The organism is Leptothoe sp. PORK10 BA2, from assembly GCF_034932105.1.
GTDB lineage: Bacteria > Cyanobacteriota > Cyanobacteriia > Phormidesmidales > Phormidesmidaceae > Leptothoe.
The window spans coordinates 32,280-55,627 of record NZ_JAYGIG010000002.1; the positions used below are offsets into that span (position 1 = coordinate 32,280).

The following is a 23,348-nucleotide window of genomic DNA, read 5'->3' on the forward strand; positions in this document are numbered from 1 at the left end:
GCTAAACGCCCATTACCCCCTCCCCCATGCACAGCCAAATTAAAGCCATCACAGAAAAAATTACCCCGCGTCTAATCGACATTCGCCGTCACCTCCATGCCTACCCAGAACTCAGCGGCCAGGAATATAAAACCGCCGCCTACGTTGCTGGGGTGATGTCGTCCTACGGATTACATGCGCAGGAAATGGTGGGTAAAACTGGGGTAGTGGTGAATCTGGAGGGCCAGGGCACCCGATCTGACATATTGGCCGTGCGCACGGATATGGACGCTCTGCCCATCCCGGAACAGGTGGATCTGCCCTTTGCCTCTAAAAATCAGGGCATTATGCACGCCTGTGGCCACGATGTGCACACCACGGTCGGACTGGGCACCGCTATGGTATTGGCGGAACTGACGGAACACCAACCCTTTGCGGGCACCACCCGGTTTTTGTTTCAGCCTGCCGAGGAAACGGTGCAGGGGGCCAAATGGATGATCGCCGATAATGTACTGAAGGACGTGGCGGCCATTTTTGGGGTGCATGTGTTTCCCACTATTCCGGCAGGGAAGGTGGGTCTGCGGCGGGGGGCGCTGACGGCGGCGGCGGATGATTTGGAAATTGTGATTCTGGGGGAGTCGGGCCACGGTGCCCGCCCCCATGAAGCGATTGATGCGATTTGGGTAGCCTCCCAGGTGATCACGACCCTGCAGCAGTCCATCAGTCGACGGCTCAATCCCCTGCACCCGGCTGTGGTGTCCATTGGCAAAATCTCTGGGGGAAAAGCGGCCAATGTCATTGCTGACCGGGTGGTGATGCAGGGCACGGTGCGATCGCTACAGCCCGATACCTATGAAAAGCTACCCACCTGGATCGAGGACATTGTGGCGGGGGTGTGTGCCATGCACGGCGCTAAGTATGAACTCAACTATCAGCGTCGAGTGGCCTCGGTGATCAATACGGATTACTTAGTGGAAATTGTGGCCCATGCGGCCCAGAGTATCTTGGGGGATGACGGCATCGAGTGGATCGCTGAACCCTCAATGGGTTCAGAGGATTTTGCCATCTATACCGAGCGGGTGCCGGGGAATATGTTTCGCCTGGGGGTGGGGTTTGCGGACCGACCGAACCATCCCCTGCACCATCCTAAGTTTGAAGTGGATGAGGCTGCGATCGCAACCGGCGTCCTCACCATGGCCACCAGCGTTTACGAATACTGGCAACAGGTGCAGGGTTAAACGGATGAGCTTACCCCTCCAATGCCGACTGTGCTTTCTGGAGTGATTTCAACGCCCCATCGATCAATGTTTGCCGCTCATGTAACGGCAGATCGGCCCCATTCGATAAACTCAACAGCTTTGTTTCCACATCAAACATCAGATCCGTCAGCCGCTCTGTGGCCCTGGGTCTTACTACCCCAGGTTGGGCCGACGATGAGCCATTCCCAATCTGATGCAGCGTTTGCTGCATGCTTTCAATAATGCCGTACATCTCAATCGGGTCAAACAGCTTCAGCAAGCTAGTCTGAGTCACAATACCCAAACCACTACCCCAGTTCCAAGACACCACCAAACGACGCACCCGACGAGTTTGCATTTCCTGGTGCGCTGTCCACAACGAATCCGTCGGCTCCAATAAAAACAGTGGCGCACTCATCACATCCTGGGCTGTCAATCGCCGTAGATCTAACTCTAGGGCCTGAAACTGAACCAGGTCCCGCTCCGTAACAATGCCCATGGGAGTAAACGCCTGCAGTTCATCACTAGGCGTCTGCTGGGACTCCACTTCCACGATCACCACACAGCTCACCCGATGGGTTGCCATCTGCCGAGCTAGCTCGATCACCGACGTATCAGGCCCGGCATGAATCACATTGCTCGACATCACATCCGCCACCCGCCGCATCTTGAGCAAGTTCGCCGGACGCAACACCCGCCGGATACTCCCCGGAGTCACAATCCCCACCAGGCGATCCTGCTCATCCACAATGGGCAAATGTCGAATCCGATAACGGCGAAACAAAAATAAAACCGCAAAAATATCTTGAAAGGCAGATTGCTGTAGGGTTTTAACCGGCGATGTCATCACATCCGCCACGGTCAGCGGTCCCAGATCAACGTTATCCGCCATCAACCTGACAATGTCGCGCTCGGTGAAAATGCCAACAATCTCCTCATCCTCAACCACCAAGGCACAGCTTGCCTGGCGACTCTGGGCATCGGGGACCTCGGTTAAACCACAGTTACTCCACACCGCCCCAATCGCTCCAATTGCCCGACTCAACGGCCAGTCAGGAGTCACCTTCAGCACCTGACGATCAATCGCATCCGCCATCATCGGAGTGACGGCCTGCAAAGCATCCGCACTCGCTCCAGGATCCGCCTCGTGATCAGCATCCGTAATCCCTGCAAAATCTACCCCGTGATCATCAGCACCACTAGGCCCAGACGTCGATGCTAAATTCAAAGCCTTGTTAAAGGTCATGGGGGATGTAACAAATAAATAGCATCAAACCCATTCAAATATAGACGTTGGCCAGCCTTTAGATATATAGTCAGAAATGTAACAGCATATATACCTCAAACTGTGACCACATAAGCATTCCGGAGGCTTTAGGTTATGCCTGATCTGATGGGTTCAATGGGGGAGCAGGCTCAGGCATGTTGGTCATTCTAGTTTTTTTCCCATAAAGCCGGTCTAGAACACGCTTAACAGATATTCGTTGCCAGTCTCGACCTCGCTTAGTTTTATAGCCTTGGGTATTCATCCAATTAGCTATTTGCTGCAGCGATTTCCCAGACTTATGATGACGGCGAATCAGCTCAATAATTTGCTGTTCCTGATCATCAGTGACCAAGTTGCCATCAACTGATTTTTCTCCAAACGCAGGAGAGCCATAGCCAGCATAGCCCCCTTGGGCTGCTTTACTAAGCCTTCCTAGTTCTAGTCTTTCCCAAATAGAGTTTTTTGAAAAGTCAGCAGACATGGGCAATTCAGATAACGGCAACAAATGTCAACACATAGGGAACCCAACGGTTCCAGCATATCGGGATTTGGGGTTAGGTGTTGCTAGTAGCCTAGCAAATTTAACCGGCAGTCTGGACTTCCCCCTATTCGAGTTGAAAAAAATAGCTGTATTTTCACATAAAGGAGACTATTCTGTGGCTACTTATTAAAGTGACGCTAGGGGATGAAGCGGGCCCACAGCAGGTCATAGATGTAACCGATGGCCAATAATTTTTGACACCGAGCAGGGTGATGATGGTCTGCCCCAACACTCCTACAGTGCTGGAGGCCGATACCCCCATCGCCCCATGACCGATGCCATAGACTGGCCCCCGATCTTATGCCTTCAGCACTAGATAACCGCCAACTCCAACCATCAGGCCACCCACAGCTTTTTGTGACGTTTTTTGCAGTTTTCTGCGTTCCAAAAAGAGTGCAGCCTTGGCGGAGAAAACTGCATAGAGAACCTTCACGCCACCGACTGCCAAAACGATGACGGCAATGATAGTAACCAGATCCAACACTTCCAATGCAGATAGCTCGACAAACATCGGAAACAGGCTAGCGTAGAAAAAGATTGCTTTGACATCGCCAAGGGTCAAAACAAAGCCTGAGATAAAGCTCGTTGCCAGCCCACGTTTACTGTTGTCTCTACTATTCGTCATGGCGACAAGTCCGCCCTGGGAGCGCCACAGTGAGATCCCAAGCCCTATGAGGTAAAGACCGCCAACTACTTTGAGCACCATGAACAATCCCCCCATGGCTTCTGCAACAACGGACAGCCCCAGGATGGCTAGGGCCACAAAGACCAGATCCCCCAACACTATGCCCGCAGCCACAGCCATCCCGTTGGCAATGCCCAAAGTCGCTGCACGCGTAACAACCAAGGCCACACTGGCACTCGGCAAAGCGGCTAAGGCCGTCATCATGGCAAAAAGCATCGCTACGTCTACAAGGCTCATCTCAACAGATTCCTTACTGATATTTCGACATCCACAATAACAATACTCCAGACAGAATTAGGAGACTAGAATCTCGTAGTCAAAAAGGCTTGAAAAGTTGGGTTCTGATTTAATCCAAGTCTCGTCCAAGTCTAATTGGATACGATTCATCGGGTATCAACTTAAACCAAAAAATCCTGGCTAGGTAGGAAATCAGGGGCCAGAAGTCAGTGAGGCCCTGATTCCTGACTCCTGACTGCTGCATACTATCCTTGGAAAAACGTCCCGCCTTGAGTTGGTACCCGATTCATCCCTATCATTATCGAGGAAAGATTGATAAAATCACCCTACTGCCGTCAGAGCAGGGGCCTATGGTTTATACGGTCACTTTTCCGAACGTTCAGTGATCCAGCCAAATTGGCATCACACAGCCCTGACTTAGGGCGACAGGCAGTCTACCCCCGATTCCACCCTCGATCAACATCAGGAGATGATCCCATGGCCCAACTAGCAATTAACAAATTCTGTCCTCGCTCGGGCAAAGATGTCCAAGCTGATTCGTTAACCACCTACAAAGGTCATGTGGTGGGTTTTTGCAACCCAGGTTGCAGCGGTGACTTTACGGCAAATCCTGAGAATTGCCCCAAGGATAGGGCCTATTTTGACACGTTACTAAAGGAATATGAATTGGTCGTAGACTTCGATGTCGTAGACTCCGATTAAGTTGCCCTCCTGGCCGATTTATCTCATACCCAGCAACCATGAGCATCGAGACACCCTCCGCCAGGTGTTTGCCAGCCAGACCGATCTACAGGGCGTTATTTAATGGATGGTTGACAAACATAGGCATCGCCAAATAGGCATATTTATGCGGGCAATTTATCCAGGCATATTTATCCAGGAGCCCCTGCCCACCCTAAAACTCTACTGTAGAAACAGCTTATACAAAGCATCGCGCCGATCTAAAGTCAAATAAGGCTGACGTAATCCCAACCACTGTTGCCATAACGTTTGGTGTTGCTGCTGAAAATACTGATTTAAGCTAGGTATTTTTTTTGCCCAGTGAGATCCCAACACATCCACCAAAAATGACCGTAGAACAGTTTCGTCTTGCAGTTTTCCCAACAAGTCCTGCATCTGTCTGAAAGCACCTACCTGATTTGTATACTCCTCTCCATAAAACTCGCTAAATAGTGCCATCTGATAGCGCACTCCTTTAATGCATTTGCGTAGATCGTGGACCTGCCCTAACATTGTTGGGTCGGCATCATCGACAACTAACCAGCCGGGATGCTGTAATAACTGCCCCATCATCGGCAACTGTAGATCAGGCAGTGCTACACACAACGGCAAACGGCTCAATGGTCTGTATTGAGGTCGCTTCAACCACTGCCCGACAGCTTTTACGAAGCGCTTGTAGGCCCTGCCGCGCAAGTAGCTATCCATTCGAACAACATACTTTTTTTGCTGTTTTTTTAGGGCTTTACTCAAAGTACAAAATGCTTCTTTTTCTGATTTTTTTAGATTGACATCGTCAGCATATCGAGATAGCCAATCTTGCAACACATCTAGATCGCGGACACGGCCCAAGACTTTGCCCAATTGTTTGAGGGCTCGATCATTCATCTCATTGGGTAAGACAATAACTGTCTCAAAAGCTTTGCAGGCTGTCCGTAAACGGCGTAATCCCACCCGCATCTGATGCAAAAATTCAGGATCATCATGGGCAAGTACCCCCTTTTCTTGTTTGAAAATATGATTGACATACTTTTGCATTGCCTGGTGGGCATAGTCCCCAACAATGTCTGGCCTCTTTTTATCTGGCCTCTTTTTGGTGAGTGGAGGAGAAACAGTCAGTACAAGTTGGGGCGACATCGCGATATGTCCTCTCCTGCAAATGGCCAATCTGATCGTAACATATTAGATTAGATTAGATTAGATTAGATTTTTACATGATGCTTTCTATGGTACAATTACCAGCCTTGCTTCATTGCTTTAGGCCCGGGCAGATGTACGCAGATGTACGACGAAGCCACCCCAGTACCTACTTTACTGGACAGTGCGAAGTTTTTCTCCTCTTGGTCAGGCTCTTTCTTGTAGAAACCAAACTCAATCCAAATACCCTGGCCTACAAAGGATACACCTGAATAGGAAATCTTTGAAAGAATGAACTGGTTGCCAATTCAAGGCTGGTAGACAACGATTTTTAGTAAAACTATGACCTTTTGGCTGCTAGTTAATCTAGCTAAAAATAGGCCAATCTGCCAATCCTCACGAGGAATCAACGCTTCCCTGACCTATCTTAGGGTTTATCCACAACAAGAACTTCGCACTGTCCAGCTACTTTAGTAAACCCAATTAATAGGGTAGATCATTGGCAGACCAATCAGGCCCAGCCTCTGCCGCCAGGGGAAGTTGCCTAGACTCCGTCTGATAGAGATTGCCCCCATGCTCAGACTCCCGTTTACGGGGAGACTGTTTCCGACGACGAGAAATATTCTCCTCTGTAGTCTCTTCTGCAATCACTTCATAGAGCAAAGCTGTTTTGTTCCCATCTCCTTTGCGCAACACCCGTCCCAACCGCTGAATATATTCTCGGGTGGACCCACTGCCGGAGAGCAAAATGGCCACACGGGCGTCGGGGACATCCACCCCTTCATTCAGCACATGGGAAACAACAATGGCTTTATAGTCCCCTGTGCGAAAGCTTTGTAGCACCGCCCGCCGCTCTTTGACCGGTGTTTGGTGGGTGATGGCGGGAATCAAAAAGTCTTGGGAAATTTTATAGACCGTGGCGTTGTCATTGGTGAAAATAATCGTGCGCTCGGGGTAATGTTTGGCCAACAGCTCCTCTAATATTTTTAATTTTCCCGCCGTCCCCAGGGCAATGTTTTTGGCTTCTCGGTGGGCCAACATCGCCCGCCGTCCTGCCTGAGAACGGGCACTGGCTCCCACAAAGCGTTGCCAACCTTCGGGACTGCCGAGCCAAATGCCGGACTGTTGCAAAAAGTCATTGCGTCGCTGGATTAGGTCGGCGTAGCGACGGCGTTCCAGCTCCGAAAGGGAGACTTTTAGCTGCACGACCTGATAGGGAGCCAGAGCCAGCCCTGACAGCTCCGCCGCTGTTTTGTGGTAAACCACTGGCCCTAACAGCTGATCGAGATCAGCATGGCGGCCATCGGCCCGATCCGGGGTGGCGGTTAGGCCCAGACGGTAGGGTGCGATCGCATATTCCGCAATCACCCGATTAAAGTCACTGGGCAGATGGTGGCACTCATCGCACACCAGTAGCCCATAGCGGTTACCCAGGTTTTCCGCATGGATGGCCGCACTGTCGTAGGTGGCCACTAAAATATCCGTGCGATCGCGACTCCCACCACCCAATAGGCCAATATCCGCATCGGGAAATGCCGTCTCCAAATGAGCGTACCACTGGTGCATCAAATCCAAAGTGGGCACTGTGATTAGCGTACTACGGGGAATCGCCTGCAACGCCAGCTGAGCCAGATAGGTTTTGCCCGCCGCCGTGGGCAAAACCACCACCCCCTGCCAGCCATTGCGTTGCCAAGCCCCCAGGGCGTCCCGTTGGTGGGCATAGGGCTCCAACGTCAGCTGGGGAGAAAGCTCAAGGGGTTTAAACTCAGACGCCTGATCATTAACGGCAATCTTTTCCTGGCGCAATGCCTCCATCAAGGGGCGATAGCAATGGGCCGGAATCCGAAATCGTTCAATCCGGTCATCCCAAACCGCATGAGCAATCCATGCCTTACCCCGGGGAGGTGGATGCAAAATTAAAGTGCCACGATCAAACCGCAGGGTGGATGTACGCGCCATGGAATTAACAGCGGGCGTTACCCATGGGGCAACGGTGGGTTGGTCAATAACTATACCAAACTCAACAACTCATCATGATTAATCCTTAAGACAATATAAGGTCTATCCCTAGGAATACAGGGCCCGTATTCATACGGAGGTGGTTTATGGCCATCTGGTGACAATTAGAGATAACCATCCGAGGAATTATCTAGTTTTGTCTGGAATGGATGGCCCTGCCCCTGTGGATACTCGTAGCACTCTACTTAGGAGACTCATCAAATGGATATGTCAATGATTATAGGATTGGCGATTGCTGGCTCCATAGTTATGCTCAGCGGCAATAAGGACAAAAAGCCACCTGAGCCTACCCTCGGCAGTACTGAGTTTGTGGTGCGAGTGGGTGATGGCAATGTTGCCGTAACGCCTAAGTCGTAAACGCTCAGACCTCAGCAATTTTCTGTTCTTGTTGCTCTAAAAACCATTGTTCTGCCCAGGCCAAAGCCTCATCCGCACAGGTGAGTTCTCCACTGGCTTGGGCATTTTCAATGGCATTGAGTAACTGACCAATCTGAGGTCCCGAACGCAGGTTCAGCTGAGCCATGAGATCCTTGCCGCTAACTAAGGGGACAGGATGGGCCATGGGGTCTTTAGGGTTCTGATAGCGTTCCACCATGGCAGCGACGGCATCGATGGGAATCCCCATAGACAACGCCACTAAAGACACGGCGGGAAAACTACTACTCGCCGCTTTAAACATAAAAAACTGATCGGACCTTGACAGGTCTCCAGCTTGAGCCGCCATTTGGTCTAAATAGGGCTGGGTTTGGAGCACTCTAAAGATGGCCTGCCCTTCGTTACGGCTGTACTTTAATCGCGTCAGCCAGCGGTTGGCTTCGTCTTCATCCAACGGCAGTAGCCGAGATAGACGAGCGGCTTTGATCCAGCTGCGGTAGTGGCCCGCTGGCACCGGATCTTTCCAGCTGTGGAGTAAGTCCGCATACCCCGGTATGTTGGGCAAATTCACCAGGGCCCGGTCTAGGGCCGCCAGCTGCTCAGTGTGTTCGACCCTGAGGTGGGGTAACCAAGCATCCAACAGACCGTCCTGCCAGGCCATGCGAAAACAGGTCGCACCGTTGGTCTGGCTCAAAAGGGCGTCTAGCTCATGGCGAATCCGCTCAGCTGCAATGTTTTGCAACAGGGGAGCCAGTTCCCGAATGGTGCGGCGGGTGGCGCCATCAATGGCAAACCCCAGCTGGGCGGCCTGGCGATAGGCCCGCAGCAGCCGTAGGGGATCTTCCGCCAGGTTCTCGCGGCTGACCATGCGTAGGATTTGCTGCCGCAGATCGGCGATGCCGTTAAGCGGGTCAATCAGCCGATCACTCTGGGGATGGTAGGCGATGGCATTGATGGTGAAGTCCCGGCGCTGCAGGTCCGTTTCTAACGTGGGTCCCACCTGTTGGGCAAAGTCGATGGTGGCCTGGTCAAATACGGCCCGAGCGATTTGATTGTCAGCATCCAGCACCACAAATCCGACCTGATAGCGGCGGGCAATGGCACTTGCGATCGCGACCGCCCCATCGGGCAGCACAAAATCTAAATCCAAATAATCCGCTTGACGATCCAACAAAGCATCCCGCACCGACCCTCCCACCACGCAGGCCGTTTCCGGCAGCAATCGACTGTCAAAGGGCCAACTGGTCGGAATCAGGGCAGATGCCATAGAGGACACAAAATTCAACGATGCAGCTCCAAAAGTGATGCGGCTTACAATTCTCCTATATTGCGTCGCCCGTAAGCACGGATTTCGCGCCTATTTCTAGGCTTTCCTTAGGTCTTCCCCAGAACTAACGGGGCAACCGCACAATTTGAAACAAATTCCTCTGTCCATATTTTAGCTGCGCTAAAGTAGTTGCACAGTGCATCCCCAGTCCATCCCGACAGGGGGAACCAGCTTAAAGACTGGGGTTATGACCCTCTCCTTGCAAGTTTATCCGATGCCCTGACTATTCGTTCCCTGACTGGTAATTCAGACCTCATTACACCTTTCCCTTCCCATGTGTATTTGTATCAATTGCCATTACGTCGACCGCTGCATTACCTACCATGCGGTTGAAGCCAACCATCAGCAGCCTCACCTGAGTGAGACCCCAGATTTTGAGCCGCAAAGCCCCACCATCAATGCCAACATCAGCCCCCCCGTGGTCACCGTAGAAGGGGATCGGATCGTGCAATCGGGGGACTTTGGCTTTGAATATGATGTGGTCGGCTGCGACAGCTTTCAGCAGGAAATGGGCAAATGGGCCAGGTTGCGTCCCGGTGAAGCACTGCCGACATGATCAATGGGGAATGGACCAGGAGGCAAGGGTTCCGGCGATTAGGCACGGCCCACCATGCGCATGAATCATCGTGAATCTTATGAAATTGTTAAACACCTGGGTAAAGGCCCCAGCGGCAACACTGTTCTGGCTCGCCTAATCCATCCAAACGGTCCCCAAACCACTGTTGTCATCAAGCAAATTGCTCAGCCCCAAGAACCGTTGACTGACCTCACCCAACGGCTAAAAGCCCTGGGCCAACATCCCCAACTACCGGCATTGCTAGATAGCTGGCAATCCCCCGATGGCCAGTTTCTAGTTTTTGAACACATCACCGCCCCCCCAGTCTCCCAAACCGAACCTCCCCCCTGGCCCCCAGCCCAGGTGGAGACATTGCTGCTGTCCCTCCTACCCGTCCTAGAACATATCCACAGTTTTCGTCTCGTCCACGGCGATATCCGCCCCGCCAATATTCGCCAAGGGCCCCAGCCCCTGCTGGTTGACCTGCGCATCACCCAGCGTCTAGAAAAACAGAGCCGACCGAACAGTCAGGGCCCAGGGCTGCTGACCACTGGTGGTGACGCGGCCTATGCGGCCCCTGAACAAGCCCTGGGACGGTTGGTCTACGCTAGCGATCTCTACAGTCTTGGTTTAGTGGCGATCCATCTCCTCACCGGACTCGCCCCCTTCGATCTGTACTCAGTAGTCGATAATCGCTGGATTTGGCCCGATTTAGTCACCCAGGCCCCAGCTAAAAATCTCAGTCACGTTCTGCACAAACTCCTAGAACGTTCCTTAGAAAATCGCTATGTCACTGCCCGCCAAGCCCTGACGGACCTGAAGAAATCCCCCACGGTCTCCCTCCTAGACAAAGCCATCGCTTTCCTGCCCACCGGGCCAGCTCTTTCCATCCCCCTACCGATCAAGGCCCTTGCCTCCTCTGCCCCTCAGTTAACTGAGCGACAGCTGGCTGCGGGGCAGTCAAAGCCCGCCCCCCAAATTCCCTGGTATCCCCTGTACCAGCTCACCCCCGGTATCGCCACCGCCCTAGCGCTGCAGGGCAAAAAATTGGCCATGGGCACGAGTACCGGCCATGTATGGTTGTGCGATCTAGACACTGGGGACGAAATTTACGCCTTCAAGGGCCGTCGCCATCGCGATCGCATCACCGCCCTCACCTTCCATCCCCAGGGCCACACCATCTACAGCGCCTGTAGCGATGGCACCGTCAAACTGTGGGATTTAACCCGTGGCAACCTGAAACAAACCCTGAGTCAGCCCGGCTGGCAGCCGACGGACTTAGCCATTGCCCCCCCCTATCTAATCGTTAGCGACGGCAGTGGCCAAATCACCCTGTGGGATCTAGAGCAGCTCACCATCTGCCACAGCTTTAATCAACACCAGGATTGGGTGAGTGCCATTGCCACCCAAGGGGATCGACTAGCCAGTATTAGTCGCGATCGCACCCTACGCCTCTGGTCTCTGCCAGAAAAACGTCTGCTCGACACATTAACCATTAGCTCGAGCCAAGGACTAGCCCTGCATCCCAGCGGCCACTATGCAATTGTAGGCAATGACCAGGGCCAGGTAGAGGTGTGGACCGTGGGCCAGTCGGCCCAGTCCACTCCCCATCAGCCCGACCTACTGTGTGCTGGACCGGACGGCATTACGGCGTTGGCCTTAAGTCCAGATGCCCGTCTCTTGGCGGTGGGCACCGATGGCAATACATTGCGAGTCTATGAGGGAGCTAGCGGTCAGTGTGTTTCAGAGCTGGCCCAGGGCTGGGGAGTGGTGGCGCTCGCCTTTGATGGTCATACCCTGGTCAGCAGCAGCCAGGATGAAACCGTCACTATTTGGCAAAGAGGCAACCCTGGGAAAGCAACCCCTATGACATGATCAAAGGCATGATCAAAAACAGATTTGTCTTAGTTGTTCACTGTTGCCATGACCTATGCTCCCCCAGCGCCACTGACTCCTGGTGATGTACTCTATGCCATTGCCCCCAGTGGGACCCTACGAGAGACCCAAAAGTTTGAGGCGGGGTTGCAGGTTTGGTGCGATCGCGGCTACCCAGTCGAACTCAGCCCCACCTATGACAAACGCTGGGGATATCTAGCTGGCAAAGATGACCAGCGTCGCCAGCAGCTGCTCGAAGCCCTGACAAATCCTAAATACAAGGGGATTCTCTGCGTGCGCGGAGGCTATGGCGGCACCCGCCTCTTGGAAAACTGGCAGTGGCCCCAGGACACTAACAACACCATTAACAAATGGCTGATCGGTTTTTCCGATATCACCAGTTTGCTGTGGAGTGGTCAGCTCAGCGGCGGCGTTCACGGCCCCCTCCTCACCACCATCAGTCAGGAACCCGACTGGTCCCTCAACCGGCTATTTCACTGGCTAGAACACCACACCCTAGAACCCCTCACGGGCGATAGCTGGGTCAGCGGCACCGCCACCGGCAGACTGCTCCCCGCCAACCTCACCGTGGCCACCTGCCTCCTGGGCACCCCCCACGAACCCGATTTCACCGGGGCGATCCTCGCCTTCGAAGACGTCACCGAAGCCCCCTACCGACTGGACCGCATGCTCACCCACTGGCGCATGCTGGGCAAATTTGACTCGGTGGCAGGTATCGCCCTCGGTCGCTTTAGCCAGTGTGAGCCCCCCGCCAATGCACCGAGCTTTAGCGCCTTGGAAGTGCTGCAGGAACGCCTGGGGGATCTGGGTGTTCCCATCGTGGCTCACCTTCCCTTTGGCCACGATGGCGAGAATGGAGCTTTACCCTTTGGTATCCCAGCAAAAATAGAGGCCGGACCCCATGGCCCCGGCCTCCTATCGTTTCCTCATCATTCCCGGTAACCAAATACCCCCAGGGTTCTGCCCCTAGGCCTGGACCATTTCCGTTTCGCCTTCACCTGCGGTCACCATTGCCGTTTCCATTTCGGCCATCACCGTTTCCGACAGGGCCGGAATGGAATCATCCCCCGTAATCAATCGGGCTCCTCGCTGGTAGGTAAAGTAATTGAAACCCCACTGGAGCAGCACCAGGAGCTTATTATCAAACTCGATCAGGAAGTAAATATGGACAAAGATCCAGATAAACCAGGCGGGAAAACCAGATAGCTTCATAAAGTTGAGGTCGGCCACCGCCTCATTGCGACCAATCACCGCCATGCTGCCCTTATCTTTGTAGTTAAAGGTAGGCACCGTCCGCTTCGCCAGCTTTGCCCTGATCGCCTGAGCCAAGTAGCTACCCATCTGCATCGCTACCGCAGCGGTGCCCGGCAGGGGCGTACCCCCATCACCCTGATGGGCAAAGTGGGCCAAATCACCGGCAATGTATAGGTTGGGATAGTTGGGCACACTCATATCCGCCTCCACCATGACTCGACCAATGCGGTCCGTTTCAGCCCCGGTTTTATCAGCAATCGTCTGACCCAGGGGGGAGGCCTTAATGCCAGCGGCCCAAAGTACGGTACAGGCCTGCATATCGGTCACCACACCCTTGTGCTTAATGGAAACCGTATCGCCGTCAATGTTAGTGACAAGAGACTGGGTGCGGACTTCCACCCCCAGCTTTTCCAACGAAGCCTTAGCAGCAACTGATAGATCTGCGGGATAGGGGGGCAACACCCGATCCATCCCCTCGAGCAAAATAATCTTGGTTTCCTGGGGGTCAATATTCGTAAAGTCGTCCTTAATGGTCTCGTAGGCCAGTTCAGCTAGCGCTCCGGCCAGCTCCACACCGGTTGGCCCCGCACCCACCACCAAAAACGTCAGCAGGGCCTGACGACGTTCAGGATCAGTTTCTTTCTCCGCCGCTTCAAAGGCCAAGAAAATACGCCGCCGCACCTCTAGGGCATCTTCAATGGTTTTCATGCCGGGGGCAATGTCAGCCCATTGGTCATTCCCAAAGTAGTGGTGACTCGAGCCCGTGGCCAAAATCAGGCTGTCGTAGCCAATTACCTCATTCCGCTTGAGGGTCACCTTCTGGGCATCAGGGTCAATGTCCACCACCTCCCCCATCAGCACCTTGACATTCTTCTGGCGACTCAGAATGGCCCGTAGTGGGGAAGAAATATCCCCCGCCGAGAGCCCACCGGTAGCCACTTGATACAGCAGCGGCTGGAACAGGTGGAAGTTACGCTTATCGATCAGCGTGACCCTGACCGGAGCCTTATCCAATGTTTTCGCAGCATATAGGCCCGCAAAGCCACCGCCAACAATCACGACATGGTGCAATGTCTTTTGTTTAGCTGTTGTCTTTTGGGCTATGGGAGCCTGACCAGAAAGAACTGCTGTCATAGTATTACAAACTATTACGTATGATGAATAATTCTATATCGTCTATTTCTGGGTTGAGCGTCTAAATAAGGAACTTCATCAAAGTTTATTTACATGAAAACCCATTAAACCATCGACAAATCAAGAGATTTCACCCTCTTAATTGTTCCCCTTGACTTGACAAAAGTCCGTAGGGGCCTAACTAGATCATCTTAGAAACATAAAAGTGAACACGTCTATATGTGTTTCGTGATATGTCATGGAATTGCCATAGTGGACCCCAAAGAGTGGCCCCTAATCAAGACAACTTCGGGCACATTCCCAGATAGATCCTTGGCCTAAAGCATTAAGACAGCCTTTGCTTAGTAACCTTTGTAACTCGGTTTATGAAACAGTAATATGGGCGCTTATGGCAGATCGGTCTGAGCTGATTGATCTGAATCGTTGGGGCCTTGTTGTCTGGGCAGATTACCTGGGCAGGTTGTCCGGGCAGATTGTCCGGGAAAAAGTTGATTTTGCGGGGTTGGGAAGGGCAGAACTATGGCTTTAATCGTTCAAAAGTACGGCGGCACATCGGTGGGTAGCGTTGAGCGTATTCAAACCGTGGCCGAACGCGTACAGGCAACCGTGCAGGCAGGCAACTCGGTGGTGGTCGTGGTGTCCGCCATGGGCAAAACCACCGATGATCTGGTCAAACTTGCCAATGAGATTTCTAGCCAGCCTAGCCGTCGCGAAATGGACATGTTGCTCTCTACCGGTGAGCAGATTTCCATTGCCCTCTTGACCATGGCCCTGCAGGAACGGGGACAGGCGGCCGTATCCATGACCGGTGCCCAGGTGGGCATTGTCACCGAAGCTCGTCATAGCCATGCCCGCATTTTGAGAATTGAGACCGAGCGGGTCAAGCGCTATTTGGATCAGGGCCAGGTGGTGGTGGTGGCCGGTTTTCAAGGCATTAGTGATGCGCCGGATTTGGAAATTACCACCCTCGGTCGCGGGGGTTCGGACACCTCGGCGGTGGCCCTGGCCGCCTCACTCCAGGCCAATACTTGTGAAATTTATACCGATGTGCCGGGAATTTTAACCACGGACCCGCGCCTGGTCCCATCGGCCCAGCTGATGACCGACATCACCTGTGATGAAATGCTGGAGTTGGCTAGCCTGGGGGCCAAGGTACTGCACCCACGGGCGGTGGAAATTGCCCGCAACTATGGTGTGACCCTGGTGGTGCGCTCTAGCTGGACCGATGAGCCGGGCACTCGAGTCACCTCGCCGAGCCGCCTGCCCCGACCCTTGGATGGTCTGGAGCTAGCCCATCCGGTGGATGCCATTGAGTTTGATACGGAGCAGGCCAAAATAGCCCTGCTCGGGGTGCCGGATCGGCCTGGGATTGCGGCCCAGCTGTTTGGCAAATTGGCCGGACAACAGCTGAATGTGGATCTGATTATTCAATCCATCAACGAGGGCAATTTTAACGATATTGCTTTTACCGTCGAACAGGACACCCTGGAGCAGGCAACTAGCTTAGCGGCGGGCCTAATACCGTTACTGGAAGGGGCCTCTAAAAACGGCGCCTCGGCCCTAACGCCGAACCAAGGCTCGTTGGCAGATCCGGTGGCCTTGGTGAGCGACACCCAAATTGCCAAGGTCAGCATTGCTGGGGCTGGCATGATTGGTCGACCGGGGGTGGCGGCCAAGATGTTTTCCACCCTGGCGGCGGCGGGGGTGAATATTCAAATGATTGCCACCTCAGAGGTGAAAGTGAGCTGCACCATTGCCGTGGAGGATTGCGATCGCACCATTTTCGCCCTTTGCCAAGCCTTTGACCTCAACCAGTCCCCCGCCCGCCTAGAGGCCCCTGCTGCCCGCTATGGTCCTGCCGTGCGCGGCGTGGCCCTGGACTGCGATCAGGCCCGCCTGGCCCTGCGCCAGGTGCCCGACCAGCCCGGCATGGCCGCCAAAATATTCCAAGTATTGGCCGATCGCGGCATCAGCGTGGACATGATCATCCAGGCCCAGCGCTGCCGCCTATACCAAGGCATTCCCACCCGCGACATCGCCTTTACCGTGGCCCAGGCTGATGCCGACATGGCCCGGGGGGTGCTCCAATCCCTAGCCACCGAATTTGGTAGCAGCGAAATCATCGTCGATACCGCCATCGCCAAGATCAGCGCCGTCGGCATTGGCATGATCACCGAGCCCGGCACCGCCGCCAAAATGTTCCAAGCCTTGGCCGACCGCAACATTAATATTCAAATGATTGCCACTTCGGAAATCAAAATCAGCTGCGTCGTCGCAGAAGATCAAGGCATCGAGGCCCTGAAGGCGGTCCACACGGCCTTTGGGTTGGCAGGCAGTCACGAAATTGAAGTGCCAGCCTAGGGGTCCGTCAAAATAAATCCGTCTAAGGAATCAATGCTGCCCCATTACAAGGCCAAGCAGGTCTCGGTCAATCGTCGTCGTCACTATGAAGTGAATGGCCAGCGATTGCCAGGGGTCACCACCATTTTGTCAGCCACCAAACCCTGGGAAGACAAGGAACGGCTGTGGCGCTGGCGGGAGCGGGTGGGCACCGAGGAAGCCAATCGGATTACGGCCAAGTCCTCCCGAGCGGGGACCAAAATCCACCGGGTGATCAAGGCCTATCTCCGGCAAGAGGAATGGGCCTTACCCGAGGGCACCGCAGGGTTTTGGGCCTCCATTGAGCCGGTGCTGCAGGGCATCGAGGAGGTGCTCTTAGTGGAAGGGGCCGTCTGGCATCCCCTCAAGTTTGCCGGTTTTCCCGATGCCCTGATGGTGTACGACGGTCAGCTGGTGGTCTGCGATTGGAAAACCGCCCGTCATCCTAAACAGGTGGAATGGATGGGGGATTATTTTTTACAGGTGGCCGCCTACTGTTGGGCCGTTAACTGGGTATATCGAGACCATGACATTAAAGTGGAGCGGGCCATGGTGGCCATTGCCCTCGAGGACACCCCGGCCCAGCTGTTTACCCTCACCCCGGACAAATTGGACCAGTACTGGGGGCAATTCCAGCAGCGACTACGCCAGTACTATCGGCTGAAATTGCCCTAATCCATAGCATTTCTACGTATTTCCCTTAACACTCCTTTAATTACGTAGAGAGAAAACTTTGATATACTTCGAACAAATTTGCTACGAGTAAATACGGAGCTTTTTCCCGTAGCTATCGCTTCTAAGGAGCCCTGTCATGGCCTATCTGATTCCATTTATCATTACCTGGTTGATCACCACCATCGCCCTAGTGATCATTACCTACCTGCCCACGGGTGTAGAGTCTGACAGCTTTGGTAAAACCGCCATTACGGCCCTAGTCTTTGGTGTACTGAACGGCATCATCGGGATTATTGCCGGCTTGCCTGTTTTAGGTGGCTTAGTCTGGTTAGTCACCCTGGGTGGTCTATTGCTGAACCTAATTTTGTTTGGCGTGTCCGCCAAGCTGGTGGAAGGGTTTCGCCTCCGCTGGGGGATTTGGAGTGCGATTATCGGTGCCTTTCTACTGTCGATCATCACCTCCATCCTGAATGTCATTATCTAGCGTTTCCATGACTGCCGTTGCTGGCCACAACAGTCGTTACGTTTGCCATTAGCTGAATGAAGTCGAAATATTGAACTAAAGGAGCTGCCAAGATTGGGCGCTCCTTTTTTATTGCTTGTATTGCCTGCAGTTCATGGCTCACCCGTAGAACCTTTAAAACCCAAAGCCGATGGGCAACCACAAAACTTCATACTCAGTTAACGCATCGCTCAATGGCTACCCCAGGTAAATTCAAAGAATTTTGTAGTTATCTATACTATGATTAAGACATTTACTGTTGGAATAATGGGTCAGTGATTTTGCCCGTTATTGAATTTTGATCTGCTTAGGGCGAAGGCTGATGATACCCGTCCACCCAAGTGTCACCCTGCCTTCTTGACTAGGCGTATGGCTTAGGAGATAAGACTGCATGGCTGAGCTTGAGAAGATGCGGCGGTATGATGCTGTTGCGATCGCAGATCATTACCGTTTCCGTCTTTTGACCGTATGGTGGCGAGCCCTATCCGTGGCACTGATGCTAGGTAGCTTTGTCATCGGACTATTGCTAGATCGGGCCTTCGGGCGCAAAGACATTAACGAAGCCCGGCGGGCCAGCCAGCTCCGCCAAATATTGACCGATTTAGGTCCCACCTTCATTAAAGTGGGTCAGGCTCTGTCCACCCGTCCCGACCTCGTCAATCCCAAGTTTTTAAACGAACTGATCAAGCTTCAGGATCAGCTCCCCCCGTTCGATAACCACGTGGCCGAGCGCATTATTGAAAAAGAGCTAGGCCGGACCTCCGACGAAGTTTACAGCCATATCTCCCCTGAGCCCGTAGCCGCAGCCAGCCTAGGTCAGGTCTACAAAGCCCGGCTTTACACCGGTGAGCAAGTGGCCGTGAAGGTTCAGCGCCCCGGTCTGGTCCCCATTATCTGTCGAGACCTGTACCTCATGCGCTGGGCAGCAGGCTGGATTGCCCCTTGGCTACCCCTTAACCTGGGCCACGACCTCACCCTGATTGTGGATGAGTTCGGCGGCAAACTATTCGAGGAAATTGACTATCTCAACGAAGGGCGCAATGCCGAAGCCTTTGCCGCTAACTTTTCCGATGACCCCAGGGTCAAGGTGCCATCCATTTACTGGCGCCACACCAACACCCGTGTGCTCACCATGGAGTGGATTGATGGCATCAAGCTCACTGACATTGAGCGCGTTAAAGCCGCCGGTCTAGACTCCGACGAGTTAGTCGGCATCGGAGTATCCTCCGGGCTGCGACAGCTGTTGGAGTTCGGCTTTTTCCATGCCGACCCCCACCCCGGCAACCTTTTTGCCATGGCCGATGGCTCCATGGCCTACATCGACTTTGGCATGATGGATCAGCTGGGTCAGACCATGAAGGAAACCCTAGTGGATTCAGTCGTACATCTGATTAATCAGGAGTATGACAAACTAGCCGATGACTTTGTCAAACTGGGTTTTCTCACCCCCGATGTGGATGTGCGGCCCATTGTGCCCGCCCTGCAGTCGGTCTTTGACGGGGCCATTGGGGCCAGCGTAGGAGACTTTAACTTCAAAAGCATCACCGACCGATTCTCAGAGGTGATGTACGAATATCCCTTTCGGGTGCCGGCCAAGTTTGCCCTGATCATTCGCTCCCTGGTTACCCAGGAAGGGTTAGCCCTCACCCTTAATCCAGATTTCAAAATTGTTGAGATTGCCTATCCCTATGTGGCCCGACGGCTGCTGATGGGAGAAACCGAATCCCTGCGTCGCCGGTTAATCGATGTGCTGTTCAAGGATGGTCGTTTCCAGTGGCAGCGGCTGGAAAATATGATCCGCATTGCCCAAGGCGATCAGGGCTTTAACCTGATTCCAACGGCGGGTCTGGGCATGCAGTTTTTAATCTCCGAGGATGGCCAATATCTGCGGCAGCAAATCCTAGGGGCCTTAACGGAAGATAACCGCCTCCATACGGAGGAAGTGGCCCGTCTGTGGGATCTGGTCAAGCATGACCTACAACCCAATCAAATCCTTGATGCCGCCTGGAGTGCTCTGGCGGACTTTTCCCGCACGCAAGCAGCAGCCCTAGTCCCGAGTGGGTTAACGGCAGTTTTGTCGGGCAATGGGCGATAGTTGCCCCAGGTTCGTCAGGTGCCATTACCCCCATTGCACACCCTGAGTCTGGCTCGATGGGGTCAGCTCTGTCAGGCCTTCAACATTCACGATCAGACGGCCATAGAGCAGGAATTTAACCGCATAGCGACGGCCTATGGCCAGCCTCAACGGGCTTATCACACGGCCCAACATATCAATGAGTGTTTAGCCTGGTTAGATTGGACAAAGGCAGAGATTTCTGCCGAGTTTGCGGGGCATTTAGTCTTGGAAATGGCCCTGTGGTACCACGATGTGGTCTATCAAACCCAAGGGTCTGACCCAGAAGAACGGAGTAATGAACGGCAGAGTGCCGACCAAGCGGTGAGCTTTCTCCAAGCCCATCTGCCCAGCCACCCTGGAAAGCACGGCCAGATCCACCGGGTCGAAGCGCTGATTATGGCCACTGTTCATTTGGCAGATCAGGGTGCAGAGCATTGCCCAGACTCTGGGGTCAAGCAAACAGTTGAGTATCCATTGGACCTAGCCCCCTGGATGATGGACATTGACCTGGCGATTTTGGGCGCAGACCCCCAACGATTTAACCAATATGAGACCCAGATCCGCCAAGAATATGCCTGGGTGCCCGAGGCTATATACCGAACTAAAAGACAGCAGGTCCTAAAGCAGTTTTTGGCTCGGCCTGTGATTTACCACACCCCCAAATTTCAACAACAATTTGAGTCCCAAGCCCGCAGGAACTTGGGGGATTTAGGGTGAGGTGTTGACCTGGTTCCCAGGCTCTGCCTGGTGAACTGCGCTGTGGCTCTGCCACCTGTGCCAAGGTTGATTTTATTGCTGAGGGACCGGGCGACGTTGCGGGGGCAGGAGCCGATTACGCTATCGGATCTTAGCGAACCATCACCCGATGTGGTGGTTGCCAAGTATCGTCAGGATGATTATTTGGCAGGGCATCCTGGTGTGGAGGATTGTTGGGTGGTGATGGAGATTTCTGACTCGACGCTGGGTTATGACCGCAGTAAGAAGCTGTCGCTCTATGCTGAGTCGGGGGTTGGCCACTATTGGATTTTTAATTTGGTAAACCGGCAGTTAGAGGTTTACCGTGAACCGTATGAGGATAGTCAGGGGGACTATGGCTATCGGCAAAAGCTGACGTATTTGCCTACGGAAACGGTGGAGCTGCCGCTGGGTGATTGTGTTTTGGAGTTGGATGGAATCTCTCCTTAGGAAAGCAAAATCAATTAAATCCATAGTTTTCACAGCTAGCCACAGAGGGCTTCGACTCCGCTCAGCCCTCTGTGGCTAGCCTGGACTAAAGCGTTGAATATATTGATTGGGAGAACGGGGTCAAAACCCTGGCTGCCTGACACATCTATGCCCAACCCCTGATTCATCAGGACTGCCGGATACATGCACTATGCCAGATCAAGGCTTTCAGCCGGTGAGATACCCTGAAATTGGGGTTACCAGCAAAAGTGAAATGATAACGGTATATCAATGGTTTGAGATACTTGTGTCAGGCAGTCAGGTCCTGAACGTCATTCCCTAATGATGTCTAACCCTCTCAAAGGAAGCGCCTCGTGCGGACCCGCATGCGAGGTGCTGTGGGGGCGGGGGAAAGGAACCCCTTGCTACCCGATTTAGACGTCTGAGGCAGCAATACGCTTCCCTACAGAAGTCTTAGTCAATTTTATTGCTATCTAAGATTAATCGATTGACCTTAATTCCCTTAAAGTTTATCCTAAGGTTAGTAGATTGATTTTAGTCTGATGCTGGAAATCGCAAAGACAGATATTTTATCCCGTCTTCAGTTTGATAATCCTTGGTGGGAAGAAGGGGGCGAAGAGAAGGTCGTCTATGAAGATACACCTCGGCGCAAATACTTTGAGACTTTTTCTCAAAACATTCTAGATACAAGCGTACGCCGAGCAATTGTTTTGATGGGACCGAGACGGGTTGGTAAGACCGTCATGGTTTATCACAGTATTCGTACGCTCTTGGATTCTGGCATTAGCGCAGAAAATATCCTGTATGTATCTCTTGAAACTCCAATTTATACTGGGCTTTCATTAGAGCGTATGCTCAGTTATTTTCAAGAATTATTCAATCACAAACGTGATTCAAAGCTATTTATTTTTTTTGATGAGATTCAGTATTTACGTGAGTGGGAAATTCATCTTAAATCTCTGGTTGATTCTTTTCCTAATTACCGTTTTGTGGCTACTGGTTCTGCGGCTGCCGCTTTGCGATTAAAGAGTAATGAATCGGGGTCTGGTCGATTCAGTGACTATATCTTACCTCCATTAACCTTTGCTGAGTACTTGATGTTTATTGGAAGAGAAGATGAGTTAATAGAGACTAACCGGACTAACCAATATGATTCTGAAAGTTCTGGGTATCTCTCTCAAAAATATGTGTATCTGTCGCGAGATATTGAGGAATTAAATAAAGAGTTTGTTAACTACCTCAACTTTGGTGGATATCCTGAAGCTGTTTTTTCCGAGACAATTCGACAAAATCCTGGTCAGTATATTAAAAGTGACATCATTGACAAAGTCTTGCTGCGAGATTTGCCAAGTCTTTATGGTATCAGTGACATTCAAGAACTCAACAGGCTTTTTACGACCTTGGCATATAACTCGGGTAATGAAGTGAGCCTAGAAGGATTATCAAAATCCTCTGGTGTGGCTAAGAATACTATCAAGCGTTATCTCGAATATCTAGAAGCAGCATTTTTAATTCGTCGTGTAGAGAGAATTGATCAAAATTCAAAAAGGTTCAAAAGAGCAGTTTGCTTCAAAGTTTATTTAACTAATCCATCAATGCGAGCGGCATTATTCGGACAACTTGAAATGGACTCTAAGGCGATGGGAGCCATGACTGAAACTGCCATTTTTAGCCAATGGCAACACAGTAAAATGATCGAACTTTACTACGCACGTTGGAAATCGGGAGAAATCGACATCGTTCATTTAGAAAGAGCACATCAGGTACCCTCTTGGATTGTCGAAGTTAAGTGGAGCGATCGCCCTCACAATTCACACTCTGAACTCGACAACTGCATAAAATTTGTGCAGAAAAATTCAGGTGTATCTCAGCCAATTTTAATTACCAGTAAAACTATCAGTGATGATAATTTTTTGTATAAGAACATAAGATTTCAATTCGAACCAGCTAGCTTATATGCCTATATTCTTGGTGCGAATATATTGCAGAGAAATGATGTCAGAGTGCTACAACAGCGTATTGGTTTATTACCTCCTGAATAGAAGTCTGACAGTTTCATCACACCGCTTTCAGTAAAGACGTCTCAGAGGCTGTTTTAAAGGGTAGAGGGGTGTATAGAATTACGCTAG

At 52.4% G+C, this 23,348-nt stretch carries 20 protein-coding genes; 13 read left to right on the forward strand and 7 right to left on the reverse strand.

The annotated features are described in order from the left end of the window. The first annotated feature begins 26 nt into the window (after positions 1–26). A complete protein-coding gene (locus tag VB741_RS00990) occupies positions 27–1,217 on the forward strand; it encodes a M20 family metallopeptidase (protein ID WP_323363266.1) in 1,191 nt (396 codons plus the stop codon). Positions 1,218–1,227: 10 nt separating this feature from the next. Here the strand turns inward: VB741_RS00990 and VB741_RS00995 are convergent, their stop codons facing one another. From VB741_RS00995 to VB741_RS01005, 3 genes are all read right to left on the reverse strand, one after another. Further along, the gene (locus VB741_RS00995) at positions 1,228–2,316 is read right to left on the reverse strand and encodes a CBS domain-containing protein (protein ID WP_442786264.1); all 1,089 of its coding nucleotides are present in this window, start codon (positions 2,314–2,316) and stop codon (positions 1,228–1,230) included. Between the two features lie 280 nt (positions 2,317–2,596). Further along, positions 2,597–2,965, reverse strand: a complete 369-nt coding sequence (locus VB741_RS01000; RefSeq protein WP_323363268.1) for a recombinase family protein — start codon at positions 2,963–2,965, stop codon at positions 2,597–2,599. A 358-nt stretch (positions 2,966–3,323) separates the two neighbouring features. Continuing rightward, positions 3,324–3,926, reverse strand: a complete 603-nt coding sequence (locus tag VB741_RS01005; RefSeq protein WP_323363269.1) for a LysE family translocator — start codon at positions 3,924–3,926, stop codon at positions 3,324–3,326. A 498-nt stretch (positions 3,927–4,424) separates the two neighbouring features. On the opposite strand from VB741_RS01005, the gene VB741_RS01010 reads away from it, so the two are divergent. Further along, complete coding sequence (locus VB741_RS01010) at positions 4,425–4,649, forward strand: YHS domain-containing protein (RefSeq protein WP_323363270.1); 225 nt, start codon at positions 4,425–4,427, stop codon at positions 4,647–4,649. Between the two features lie 201 nt (positions 4,650–4,850). On the opposite strand, the gene VB741_RS01015 is transcribed toward VB741_RS01010, so the two are convergent. Both VB741_RS01015 and VB741_RS01020 read right to left on the reverse strand, forming a co-directional pair. Next, positions 4,851–5,801, reverse strand: coding sequence for a CHAD domain-containing protein (locus tag VB741_RS01015; RefSeq protein ID WP_323363271.1), 951 nt, complete (start codon positions 5,799–5,801; stop codon positions 4,851–4,853). A gap of 483 nt (positions 5,802–6,284) precedes the next feature. Then, entirely contained in the window at positions 6,285–7,760 is a 1,476-nt protein-coding gene (locus VB741_RS01020; protein ID WP_323363272.1) for a DEAD/DEAH box helicase, read from the reverse strand. A 267-nt stretch (positions 7,761–8,027) separates the two neighbouring features. On the opposite strand from VB741_RS01020, the gene VB741_RS01025 reads away from it, so the two are divergent. Beyond that, on the forward strand, positions 8,028–8,177 hold the full coding sequence (locus tag VB741_RS01025) for a hypothetical protein (protein WP_323363273.1): 150 nt from the start codon (positions 8,028–8,030) through the stop codon (positions 8,175–8,177). A gap of 4 nt (positions 8,178–8,181) precedes the next feature. On the opposite strand, the gene VB741_RS01030 is transcribed toward VB741_RS01025, so the two are convergent. Beyond that, positions 8,182–9,462, reverse strand: coding sequence for a CCA tRNA nucleotidyltransferase (locus tag VB741_RS01030; protein ID WP_323363274.1), 1,281 nt, complete (start codon positions 9,460–9,462; stop codon positions 8,182–8,184). 334 nt (positions 9,463–9,796) lie between these two features. Between VB741_RS01030 and VB741_RS01035 the strand changes: the two genes are divergently transcribed. From VB741_RS01035 to VB741_RS01045, 3 genes are read left to right on the forward strand one after another with little or no spacing between them, the layout of a single operon-like run. Further along, the gene (locus tag VB741_RS01035) at positions 9,797–10,078 is read left to right on the forward strand and encodes a Ycf34 family protein (RefSeq protein ID WP_323363275.1); all 282 of its coding nucleotides are present in this window, start codon (positions 9,797–9,799) and stop codon (positions 10,076–10,078) included. A gap of 54 nt (positions 10,079–10,132) precedes the next feature. Continuing rightward, the gene (locus VB741_RS01040) at positions 10,133–11,953 is read left to right on the forward strand and encodes a WD40 repeat domain-containing serine/threonine-protein kinase (RefSeq protein ID WP_323363276.1); all 1,821 of its coding nucleotides are present in this window, start codon (positions 10,133–10,135) and stop codon (positions 11,951–11,953) included. 48 nt (positions 11,954–12,001) lie between these two features. Continuing rightward, positions 12,002–12,916 carry a S66 peptidase family protein gene (locus VB741_RS01045; RefSeq protein ID WP_323363277.1) on the forward strand — a complete coding sequence of 305 codons (915 nt, stop codon included), beginning with the start codon at positions 12,002–12,004 and terminating at the stop codon, positions 12,914–12,916. Between the two features lie 24 nt (positions 12,917–12,940). Here VB741_RS01045 and VB741_RS01050 read toward each other — a convergent pair whose 3' ends face one another. Next, positions 12,941–14,362 (reverse strand): NAD(P)/FAD-dependent oxidoreductase, encoded by a 1,422-nt coding sequence (locus tag VB741_RS01050; protein WP_323363278.1) that lies wholly within the window; start codon positions 14,360–14,362, stop codon positions 12,941–12,943. Positions 14,363–14,881: 519 nt separating this feature from the next. Between VB741_RS01050 and VB741_RS01055 the strand changes: the two genes are divergently transcribed. The 7 genes from VB741_RS01055 to VB741_RS01085 all read left to right on the forward strand — a co-directional run bounded on the left by VB741_RS01055 (position 14,882) and on the right by VB741_RS01085 (position 23,261). Beyond that, on the forward strand, positions 14,882–16,723 hold the full coding sequence (locus VB741_RS01055; protein ID WP_323363279.1) for an aspartate kinase: 1,842 nt from the start codon (positions 14,882–14,884) through the stop codon (positions 16,721–16,723). A 33-nt stretch (positions 16,724–16,756) separates the two neighbouring features. Beyond that, on the forward strand, positions 16,757–17,416 hold the full coding sequence (locus VB741_RS01060) for a PD-(D/E)XK nuclease family protein (protein WP_323363280.1): 660 nt from the start codon (positions 16,757–16,759) through the stop codon (positions 17,414–17,416). 136 nt (positions 17,417–17,552) lie between these two features. Continuing rightward, entirely contained in the window at positions 17,553–17,900 is a 348-nt protein-coding gene (locus VB741_RS01065; RefSeq protein ID WP_323363281.1) for a phage holin family protein, read from the forward strand. Between the two features lie 409 nt (positions 17,901–18,309). Next, positions 18,310–20,013 (forward strand): ABC1 kinase family protein, encoded by a 1,704-nt coding sequence (locus VB741_RS01070; protein WP_323363282.1) that lies wholly within the window; start codon positions 18,310–18,312, stop codon positions 20,011–20,013. Next, on the forward strand, positions 20,014–20,751 hold the full coding sequence (locus VB741_RS01075; protein WP_323363283.1) for an HD domain-containing protein: 738 nt from the start codon (positions 20,014–20,016) through the stop codon (positions 20,749–20,751). It begins immediately after the preceding gene. A 42-nt stretch (positions 20,752–20,793) separates the two neighbouring features. Beyond that, entirely contained in the window at positions 20,794–21,219 is a 426-nt protein-coding gene (locus tag VB741_RS01080; protein ID WP_323363284.1) for a Uma2 family endonuclease, read from the forward strand. A gap of 542 nt (positions 21,220–21,761) precedes the next feature. Beyond that, complete coding sequence (locus VB741_RS01085; protein WP_323363285.1) at positions 21,762–23,261, forward strand: ATP-binding protein; 1,500 nt, start codon at positions 21,762–21,764, stop codon at positions 23,259–23,261. Positions 23,262–23,348: the final 87 nt, after the last annotated feature.

What these genes read in the sequence shown, in the direction of transcription:
- VB741_RS00990 (WP_323363266.1), top strand. Translation starts at nt 27, where the DNA reads ATGCACAGCCAAATTAAAGCCATCACAGAAAAAATTACCCCGCGTCTA.
- VB741_RS00995 (WP_442786264.1), bottom strand. Translation starts at nt 2,316, where the DNA reads ATGATGGCGGATGCGATTGATCGTCAGGTGCTGAAGGTGACTCCTGAC.
- VB741_RS01000 (WP_323363268.1), bottom strand. Translation starts at nt 2,965, where the DNA reads ATGTCTGCTGACTTTTCAAAAAACTCTATTTGGGAAAGACTAGAACTA.
- VB741_RS01005 (WP_323363269.1), bottom strand. Translation starts at nt 3,926, where the DNA reads ATGCTTTTTGCCATGATGACGGCCTTAGCCGCTTTGCCGAGTGCCAGT.
- VB741_RS01010 (WP_323363270.1), top strand. Translation starts at nt 4,425, where the DNA reads ATGGCCCAACTAGCAATTAACAAATTCTGTCCTCGCTCGGGCAAAGAT.
- VB741_RS01015 (WP_323363271.1), bottom strand. Translation starts at nt 5,801, where the DNA reads ATGTCGCCCCAACTTGTACTGACTGTTTCTCCTCCACTCACCAAAAAG.
- VB741_RS01020 (WP_323363272.1), bottom strand. Translation starts at nt 7,760, where the DNA reads ATGGCGCGTACATCCACCCTGCGGTTTGATCGTGGCACTTTAATTTTG.
- VB741_RS01025 (WP_323363273.1), top strand. Translation starts at nt 8,028, where the DNA reads ATGTCAATGATTATAGGATTGGCGATTGCTGGCTCCATAGTTATGCTC.
- VB741_RS01030 (WP_323363274.1), bottom strand. Translation starts at nt 9,462, where the DNA reads ATGGCATCTGCCCTGATTCCGACCAGTTGGCCCTTTGACAGTCGATTG.
- VB741_RS01035 (WP_323363275.1), top strand. Translation starts at nt 9,797, where the DNA reads ATGTGTATTTGTATCAATTGCCATTACGTCGACCGCTGCATTACCTAC.
- VB741_RS01040 (WP_323363276.1), top strand. Translation starts at nt 10,133, where the DNA reads ATGCGCATGAATCATCGTGAATCTTATGAAATTGTTAAACACCTGGGT.
- VB741_RS01045 (WP_323363277.1), top strand. Translation starts at nt 12,002, where the DNA reads ATGACCTATGCTCCCCCAGCGCCACTGACTCCTGGTGATGTACTCTAT.
- VB741_RS01050 (WP_323363278.1), bottom strand. Translation starts at nt 14,362, where the DNA reads ATGACAGCAGTTCTTTCTGGTCAGGCTCCCATAGCCCAAAAGACAACA.
- VB741_RS01055 (WP_323363279.1), top strand. Translation starts at nt 14,882, where the DNA reads ATGGCTTTAATCGTTCAAAAGTACGGCGGCACATCGGTGGGTAGCGTT.
- VB741_RS01060 (WP_323363280.1), top strand. Translation starts at nt 16,757, where the DNA reads ATGCTGCCCCATTACAAGGCCAAGCAGGTCTCGGTCAATCGTCGTCGT.
- VB741_RS01065 (WP_323363281.1), top strand. Translation starts at nt 17,553, where the DNA reads ATGGCCTATCTGATTCCATTTATCATTACCTGGTTGATCACCACCATC.
- VB741_RS01070 (WP_323363282.1), top strand. Translation starts at nt 18,310, where the DNA reads ATGGCTGAGCTTGAGAAGATGCGGCGGTATGATGCTGTTGCGATCGCA.
- VB741_RS01085 (WP_323363285.1), top strand. Translation starts at nt 21,762, where the DNA reads ATGCTGGAAATCGCAAAGACAGATATTTTATCCCGTCTTCAGTTTGAT.